The organism is Kitasatospora sp. NPDC051914 (genome assembly GCF_040680995.1).
Lineage (GTDB): Bacteria > Actinomycetota > Actinomycetes > Streptomycetales > Streptomycetaceae > Kitasatospora.
Window position 1 is genome coordinate 114,700 of the sequence record NZ_JBFAXX010000022.1, and the last position, 6,832, is coordinate 121,531.

The following is a 6,832-nucleotide window of genomic DNA, read 5'->3' on the forward strand; positions in this document are numbered from 1 at the left end:
CAACGGGCCGCGGGCGGGTTCTTCCCGCGGACGGTCAGCCGGAGACGGCGCCCTGGGCGTTCACCTCGTCGATCCGGATGCGGACGAGGAGTTCGCCGGGGACGCCGTTGCGGGCGGCGAACTCCTCGGCGCGCTCCTCCCCCATGTAGCGGGCGCCGAGCCGGCCGGCCCAGTGGCGGAGTTCGTCCGGGTCCTCGGAGATCTCGGCGCGGCCCTGGACCAGGACGAAGGAGTACGGCGGCTGCTGGTCGTCCACGCAGACCATGGCCCGGGGGTCGCGGGTGAGGTTGCGGCCCTTGACCGTGGTGCTGCCGGTGGTGATCACCAGGTGGTCGCCGTCCAGGACGAACCAGACGGGTGCGACGTGCGGGCGGCCGTCGGCGCGGGTGGTGGCGAGCTTGGCGGTGCGGGTGCCGTGGCTGAGGAAGGCGCGCCACTGCGGCTCGGTCATCCGGGTCATGCGGTCCATCCTGGTGCGTACGGCCGGGCCCGGAGGGGCGGCGCGCCGTCAGTCCCCGGCGCCGTACCGGGTCAGGTAGTGGGCGAACTGCTCGACGTCGCCGTCGCTCCAGCCGGTGAACCGTTCGCGGAAGGCCAGCCGGCGCTGCTCGGCGGCCTCGGCGAGCAGCCGCAGGCCGTCCGCGGAGGGCCGCAGCAGCTGGCCGCGCTGGTCGTCGGGATCGGGTTCGCGGGTGATCAGGCCGAGCTTCTCCAGGGCGGTGACCTGCCGGCTCACCGTGGACTTGTCGAGCATGAAGTGGGCGGCGAGGTCGGCGGCGCGGCAGCTGCCGCGCTCCTTCACCAGGTCGAGCATGCTGTACGTGACCAGCGTCAGGCCGGGGTGCATCTGCGCGGCCTTGTGGCGGGCCCGGCGGGCGAACGCGGTGAGCTCGCGCTGGATGGCGTCCAGGGCGGCGTCGCGGTCGGGCATGCGTGCTCCTTCGGTGGGGGATGCCGGGGACCACCGTACGGCGGCCCGGTCGGCTGTCCCGAACCGGCCACGAGGTTGCACTTTACAACCGCATGGCGGAGGAGTACGTTCCGGTACGGACGGGTTCGCGGGCGGCGGTCCTGGACAGGCCGCCGCCCACCCCCGCGAGCTCAGACCACGTCTTCGAGTTCGCGCAGCAGCTTCGCCTTGGCCCGGGCACCGACCATGCTCTTCACGGGCTCGCCGCCGCGGAAGACCATCAGGGTGGGCATCGACATCACGCCGTACCGGGCCCGGGCCTCGGGATTGGTGTCCACGTCGAGCTGGACGACGCGCAGCCGGTGCCCCTCCTCGCGGGCGACCTCGGCCAGCACCGGCCCGATCATGCGGCACGGCGGGCACCACTCGGCGGTGAAGTCCACCAGCACGGGCCGGTCGGCGGCCAGCACCTCGGCGGCGAAGGTCTCGTCGGTGACCGCGTCGATTCCGGGGACGGCCATGGGTGGTCCTTTCGGTCGGACTCGGATGGTTGGTTCAGGGGCGCCCCCGCGCCCTAGTCGGCACCCCCGTGCGGGGTGAGGCCGCAGCGGGGTTCGGGGCCGCCCGGGAGGTCTGCGGCGGCTTCGAGTTCGGCGCGGGCGAGCTGGGCGGCGACCTCGTCCCGGACGGCCTGCAGCCGCCCGATGACGCCGTCCAGCTCGGCGAGCTTGGCCCGGTAGACGTCCAGCGAGGCCGGGCAGGAGTCGCCGGCCGGGTGGCCGGCCTGCAGGCACTCGACGAACGGCCGGGTCTCCTCCAGGCCGAACCCGAAGTCCTGCAGCGTCCGGATCTGCCGGAGCAGCCGGAGGTCCTCCTCGTCGTACTCGCGGTAGCCGTTGCCGTTCCGCCGGGCGGGCAGCAGCCCGCGCGACTCGTAGTACCGCAGTGCCCGTGTCGTGGTGCCCGCGCGGCGGGCCAGTTCGCCGATCCGCATGCCTGAGACGGTAGACCTTGCCGCCGACGTCAACGCCAGCCCCTTCCGGGATCGGCCCGTCCGGGTCAGCCCGTGCAGGCGGGGCTGTCGCGGAGGCCGGCGACGGTCCGGTCCGCGTCGCGGACGGTGTACCGGAGGCACCGGTCCGGCCCGCCCGGCCGGTGTTCGACGACCCGGACCAGGCCGAGCCCGGCGGCGCCGCCCTCGGCGTGCACCGTCCAGGAGTCGGGGGTGCCGGCGCGGAAGACCGGGTCGGTGCCGCCGTGGCGGGCCTGCCAGTCGTCGAGGCGGCGGTTGAGTTCGGGCGCCAGCCACTCGGCGCGCACCTCGGACGGGGTGAGCCCGCTGTCGCCGAGGCCGAGCACGGCGTCCCGGTAGGCGCGCAGGAAGCCGTCCACCAGGGCGGCGTCGGGCCCGGCCGGGTGGACGTCCCGGGCGGCGGCGGACGGGGTGGCGGCGGCGAGCACGGCAAGCGCGGCGAGCAGGGTCCTCATGGGCACCCAGCCGATCATGCGCGGCCGCGCCCGGACGGGCGACACGCACGGCCCGCGCGGCCGGGGACCGGAGGCGGTCAGCCCGCGGCTGCGGTGGCCGTGTCGAGGGCGGTGGTGATGCGGCCGAGCAATTGCTGCAGTCCGACGATCTCCTCCAGGGAGACTCCGGAGGCGCTGAGGATCCCGCGGGGCATCTGCAGGGCCTGCTCGCGCAGGGCCGCACCCTCCTCGGTGAGGCGGACGGTGACCGAGCGCTCGTCCTCGGTGCTGCGCTCGCGGCGCACCCGGCCGGACGCTTCCAGGCGCTTGATCAGCGGGGAGAGCGTGCCGGAGTCGAGCCGCAGCCGTTCACCGATCTCCTTGACCGGGAGGTCGCCGTACTCCCACAGGACCAGCATCACCAGGTACTGCGGGTAGGTGAGGTCGAGGTCCTTGAGGACGACCCGGTAGAGGCCGTTGAACGCGCGCGAGGCGGCGTACAGGGAGAAACAGATCTGGCGGTCGAGGCGGAGCAGCTCCTCCTCGGGCACCTCGGGCAGCACGGTCATGAGTCCAAGGATAGCCGCGCCGCGAGCATTTAAGTTGTTCGCAATTCAGTTGTGTGCTCTACTTGTGGCCACGGGGCGGCCCGGGCACCGGGCCGCCGATCCGACCCGAGAAGAGGGACTGGTCCATGGACGCGCTGTACACCGCTGTCGCCACCGCCAACGGCCGTGAGGGCCGGGCCGTCAGCTCCGACGGCCAGATCGACCTGCCGCTCGCCATGCCGCCCGCGCTCGGCGGCAACGGGCAGGGCACCAACCCCGAGCAGCTCTTCGCGGCGGGCTACGCGGCGTGCTTCGCCAGCGCCGCCGGCCTGGTCGGCCGGCAGATGCGGGTGGACACCAGCGAGGTCTCGGTGACCGCCGAGGTCAACATCGGCAAGGACGACACCGGCTTCGGGCTCTCCGTCGTGCTGCGCGTCGAGCTGCCGGAGGAGCTCTCCGGCGAGACCGGCCAGCTGCTGATCAAGAAGGCCCACGAGGTGTGCCCGTACTCCAAGGCCACCCGCGGCAACATCCCGGTCGAGCTCGTCGTCGAGTAACCCCGGCCGGGCATGGGGGAATCGGGGGACGGGGGAACGGGAACGGCGGACCGCCGGGGCGAGGGATGCGCCCCGGCGGTCCGCCGTCGTTCGGGTTCCTGCTGCCGCTACAGCGCGGCGCGGATCCAGCCGTCCACCACCGCGGTGAGGTCCTGCTGGGCCGCCGCGTGGTCGAGGTGGTACGTGCGGACCGAGTCGCCGCCGTGCAGGAAGCCGCGCTTGTCGAACTCCAGGACGACCTCGACGCCGTGCGGGTCGGCGATGAAGGTCACCTCGATCTCGTTGCAGCGGTGCGCGTACTGCGGCGCCGCGCGGAACTCGATCTCCTGGTAGAAGGGCAGCGTCTGGCGGGTGCCGCGGATGTGGCCCGCCTCCAGGTCGGCCCGGGTGAAGTGGAAGCCCAGCGCCAGCAGGGCGTCCAGCACCCGCTGCTGCACCGGCAGGGCCTCGATCGCCACCGGGTCGGCGTCGCCCTTGTCCAGCTGGCCGGCGATGTCCACCTCGGTGCGGACGCCGAGCGCCATGCCCGACAGGTGCTGGCCCGCGATGGAGGTCGCCGGGGTCTCGAACGGCACCGGGAACGAGAACGGAACCGCGCGGTGCTCGCCCGCCGCCAGGCGGAGCGGCCCGCTGACCGCCGCCGAGGCGAAGGTCTTGTTGGTGTGCCCCTCGTGGTCCTCGTACTCGACCTCGACGCGGGCGATCAGGCTGAGGGTGATGCCGTTGATCTCGGCGTCCCGCTCACCGCCGACCAGGTTGACCTGTCCGAAGATCGTGCCGCCGGGGCGGACGGTCGGCGTGGACAGGACCGTGTCCACGGTGGGTCCGCCGACGCCCAGGGCGCCGAGAAGCCGCTTGAACACCATCGGTGCTCTCCTTACCGAGTCGGGTGGTGAGGCCGCGACGATCGTACTTTGCCCACCCTTGACCCCGTCCGCCCCGGGGGCGCGTCTTCGGAAGGCACTCGGGCGGTCGATTCAGGGGCGCAGTTCCGCCCCCGGCCTTCGGCCGGGAGGTGCCCCCAGCGCCCCTCGTGGTGCACCCGGGCCCTAGAGCGGGGTCGCGGCCTTGAGGATCAGGAGGAGGGCGGTGGCGGCGTTCAGGGCGGAGAGGGCGGAGGCCGCGGTGCCCGCCGCGGCGAGCATCGCGGCGGGGCCGGCCGGGCTGAGCGCCGGCGGCCAGGCGCGGCCGGAGGGCACCGGGCCGAGCAGTGCGGCCACCCGCCGCGGCACCGGGCCGGGCGACGGATCGGCGAAGGCCGCCAGCCCGGGCACGGCGGCGCGGTGGGTGACCAGGGCGGCCCTGGCCACGGCGCGGGCGGTGGCCAGGCGGTCGCCGACCGCGCCCGCGGCCTCCTCGTCGGCCCAGCGCTCGGTGCCGTAGGCGACCGCCCGGTGCAGCGGCCGCAGGAACGGGTTGACGCAGGCCGCGAGCCGGGTCGCCAGCCGGTAGCGGTGGTGGCGGTGCGTCAGGTGGGCCTGCTCGTGGGCGAGCAGGGCGGCCCGCTCGTCCTCGGCGAGGTGCTCCAGCATGCCGGTGGAGACCACGATCCGGCCCGGCGTGCCGGGCAGCGCATAGGCGTACGGACGGTCGTCCGGCAGCACCGCGGGCCCCTCGCCGTACGGGACGTGCGCCACCGCTCGGCGCGCCCGGGTACCGACCCGCACCTGGCGGACGAGGGTGCGGACGACCGCGGCGAGCACCACGACGAGCATCGCGATCGCGCCCGCGCCGACCTCGACGTGGAAGGGCACGATGTCGCGCACCTCCGGGTCGGACCAGCTGTCCGGCAGCGGGTTGCCGGGGATCTGGGCGGTGCCCAGCACCCCGAGCAGGCCCAGGCAGAGCATGCTGCACCCGGCCATGGCGAGGCCGAAGCCGGTCAGCAGCCTGGTCGCGGAGCGCGGGTGCAGGTGCTGCTCGGCGAGGCGGGAGATCGGCAGGGCGGTGAGCGGCAGGACGAGCGGGAGGAAGAGGAAGACGGAGACGCCCATCGCTCAGCCCTCGCGGTCCGCCGGCCGGTCACCCGCCGACGGTCCGCCGGCGGTCCTGCCCGGACCCTCCGAGGCGCTGTCCAGCAGGGTCCGCAGCAGCGGTTCGTCGTCGGGCAGCAGCGCCGAGACGAAGCTGGCGAGCACCGCGTCGCGGTCGGCCTCGCTGTCGAGCACCCGCCGCATCCGCAGGGCGGCCAGGCCGGCCGCGTCCGAGGCGGCCAGCCACCGGTAGGAGCGGCCGGAACGGGTGCGCGACACGGCGTTCTTGGCGTGCAGTCGGGAGAGGATGGTGACCACCGTGGTGTAGGCGAGACCGCCCTCCAGGCGCTCCTGGACCCAGCCCGCAGTGGCCGGGCCCGGCGCCTCCCGCAGCACCGCCAGCACCTGGGCCTCCAGTTCGCCCTGGCCTCGGCGGCGGGCCCGGAACCCCCCGGCGGAGGGCTCGCGTTCCTGGACCATGGCGGCGCCTCCCCGTGCGTCCCCGGAAGGCCTGGCCCTCCTTGATTGTTGTACGCCGCGGGTGGGGCGGCGCGCGGCCATCCTACTGAGCGGTTCGCTCCCGACCGCCCGGTGAGGCCGCGTCAGTCCGTTCCGGAGGCGGCCCGCACGGCCTCTACAGTGCTGTAGATTCTTGCGTCACAGTGATCGGATCGGCCGGGCGGACGGGCCCGGTGCGGCACTCCGGGAGGGGAAGCCATGGGAGTCTCGCTGGCCAAGGGCGGCAACGTCTCGCTGAGCAAGGAGGCCCCGGGCCTGACGGCGGTCATCGTCGGTCTGGGCTGGGACGTCCGCTCGACCACCGGGGCCGACTTCGACCTCGACGCCAGCGCACTGCTGTGCGGCGAGTCCGGCCGGGTGCTGACCGACCAGCACTTCGTCTTCTACAACAACCTGACCAGCCCGGAGGGTTCGGTCGAGCACAGCGGCGACAACCTGACCGGCGGCGGCGACGGCGACGACGAGCAGATCAAGGTCGACCTGAGCGCCGTGCCGCTCACCGTCGCGAAGATCGTCTTCCCGGTGTCCATCTACGACGCCGAGAGCCGGCTGCAGAACTTCGGCCAGGTCCGCAACGCCTTCATCCGCGTGGTCGACCAGGCCACCGGCCGCGAGGTCGCCCGCTACGACCTCAGCGAGGACGCCTCCTCCGAGACCGCCATGGTCTTCGGCGAGCTCTACCGGCACGGCGCGGACTGGAAGTTCCGCGCCATCGGCCAGGGCTACGCCTCCGGCCTCCGCGGCATCGCCCTCGACTACGGCGTCAACGTCTGAGGCGACAGGTACCCGATGAGGGGCGTCGGGAACTGCGCAGTTCCCCACACCCCGGGGGGGTGGGGCCCACACGGACAGGCAGAA

General features: G+C 73.9%; 11 protein-coding genes. 2 read left to right on the forward strand and 9 right to left on the reverse strand.

Annotation, left to right across the window (positions count from 1 at the left end; translation table 11 throughout):
• Positions 1-34: 34 nt before the first annotated feature.
• The 6 genes from AB0M03_RS16895 to AB0M03_RS16920 all read right to left on the reverse strand — a co-directional run bounded on the left by AB0M03_RS16895 (position 35) and on the right by AB0M03_RS16920 (position 2,946).
• A complete protein-coding gene (locus tag AB0M03_RS16895; protein ID WP_363492279.1) occupies positions 35-460 on the reverse strand; it encodes a PPOX class F420-dependent oxidoreductase in 426 nt (141 codons plus the stop codon).
• Between the two features lie 48 nt (positions 461-508).
• Positions 509-931, reverse strand: coding sequence for a MarR family transcriptional regulator (locus AB0M03_RS16900; protein WP_363492280.1), 423 nt, complete (start codon positions 929-931; stop codon positions 509-511).
• 170 nt (positions 932-1,101) lie between these two features.
• The gene (gene trxA / locus AB0M03_RS16905) at positions 1,102-1,431 is read right to left on the reverse strand and encodes a thioredoxin (RefSeq protein ID WP_363492281.1); all 330 of its coding nucleotides are present in this window, start codon (positions 1,429-1,431) and stop codon (positions 1,102-1,104) included.
• Between the two features lie 53 nt (positions 1,432-1,484).
• On the reverse strand, positions 1,485-1,904 hold the full coding sequence (locus AB0M03_RS16910; RefSeq protein ID WP_363492282.1) for a MerR family transcriptional regulator: 420 nt from the start codon (positions 1,902-1,904) through the stop codon (positions 1,485-1,487).
• 65 nt (positions 1,905-1,969) lie between these two features.
• A complete protein-coding gene (locus tag AB0M03_RS16915; RefSeq protein ID WP_363492283.1) occupies positions 1,970-2,404 on the reverse strand; it encodes a hypothetical protein in 435 nt (144 codons plus the stop codon).
• Between the two features lie 71 nt (positions 2,405-2,475).
• Positions 2,476-2,946 carry a MarR family transcriptional regulator gene (locus tag AB0M03_RS16920; protein ID WP_363492284.1) on the reverse strand — a complete coding sequence of 157 codons (471 nt, stop codon included), beginning with the start codon at positions 2,944-2,946 and terminating at the stop codon, positions 2,476-2,478.
• 125 nt (positions 2,947-3,071) lie between these two features.
• Between AB0M03_RS16920 and AB0M03_RS16925 the strand changes: the two genes are divergently transcribed.
• The gene (locus tag AB0M03_RS16925) at positions 3,072-3,482 is read left to right on the forward strand and encodes an organic hydroperoxide resistance protein (RefSeq protein WP_363492285.1); all 411 of its coding nucleotides are present in this window, start codon (positions 3,072-3,074) and stop codon (positions 3,480-3,482) included.
• Between the two features lie 107 nt (positions 3,483-3,589).
• On the opposite strand, the gene AB0M03_RS16930 is transcribed toward AB0M03_RS16925, so the two are convergent.
• The 3 genes from AB0M03_RS16930 to AB0M03_RS16940 form a co-directional block, all read right to left on the reverse strand.
• Positions 3,590-4,348 carry a sporulation protein gene (locus AB0M03_RS16930; protein ID WP_363492286.1) on the reverse strand — a complete coding sequence of 253 codons (759 nt, stop codon included), beginning with the start codon at positions 4,346-4,348 and terminating at the stop codon, positions 3,590-3,592.
• Between the two features lie 183 nt (positions 4,349-4,531).
• The gene (locus AB0M03_RS16935; protein WP_363492287.1) at positions 4,532-5,476 is read right to left on the reverse strand and encodes a M56 family metallopeptidase; all 945 of its coding nucleotides are present in this window, start codon (positions 5,474-5,476) and stop codon (positions 4,532-4,534) included.
• A 3-nt stretch (positions 5,477-5,479) separates the two neighbouring features.
• Positions 5,480-5,935, reverse strand: coding sequence for a BlaI/MecI/CopY family transcriptional regulator (locus tag AB0M03_RS16940; protein ID WP_363492288.1), 456 nt, complete (start codon positions 5,933-5,935; stop codon positions 5,480-5,482).
• 237 nt (positions 5,936-6,172) lie between these two features.
• On the opposite strand from AB0M03_RS16940, the gene AB0M03_RS16945 reads away from it, so the two are divergent.
• Entirely contained in the window at positions 6,173-6,748 is a 576-nt protein-coding gene (locus tag AB0M03_RS16945; protein WP_363492289.1) for a TerD family protein, read from the forward strand.
• The last annotated feature ends 84 nt before the right edge of the window (positions 6,749-6,832 follow it).

Bases quoted from the DNA above. Each gene is read 5' to 3' on its own strand.
- AB0M03_RS16910 (WP_363492282.1), bottom strand. From the start codon at position 1,904: ATGCGGATCGGCGAACTGGCCCGCCGCGCGGGCACCACGACACGGGCA.
- AB0M03_RS16895 (WP_363492279.1), bottom strand. From the start codon at position 460: ATGACCCGGATGACCGAGCCGCAGTGGCGCGCCTTCCTCAGCCACGGC.
- AB0M03_RS16920 (WP_363492284.1), bottom strand. From the start codon at position 2,946: ATGACCGTGCTGCCCGAGGTGCCCGAGGAGGAGCTGCTCCGCCTCGAC.
- AB0M03_RS16930 (WP_363492286.1), bottom strand. From the start codon at position 4,348: ATGGTGTTCAAGCGGCTTCTCGGCGCCCTGGGCGTCGGCGGACCCACC.
- AB0M03_RS16925 (WP_363492285.1), top strand. From the start codon at position 3,072: ATGGACGCGCTGTACACCGCTGTCGCCACCGCCAACGGCCGTGAGGGC.
- AB0M03_RS16900 (WP_363492280.1), bottom strand. From the start codon at position 931: ATGCCCGACCGCGACGCCGCCCTGGACGCCATCCAGCGCGAGCTCACC.
- AB0M03_RS16945 (WP_363492289.1), top strand. From the start codon at position 6,173: ATGGGAGTCTCGCTGGCCAAGGGCGGCAACGTCTCGCTGAGCAAGGAG.
- AB0M03_RS16940 (WP_363492288.1), bottom strand. From the start codon at position 5,935: ATGGTCCAGGAACGCGAGCCCTCCGCCGGGGGGTTCCGGGCCCGCCGC.
- trxA (WP_363492281.1), bottom strand. From the start codon at position 1,431: ATGGCCGTCCCCGGAATCGACGCGGTCACCGACGAGACCTTCGCCGCC.
- AB0M03_RS16935 (WP_363492287.1), bottom strand. From the start codon at position 5,476: ATGGGCGTCTCCGTCTTCCTCTTCCTCCCGCTCGTCCTGCCGCTCACC.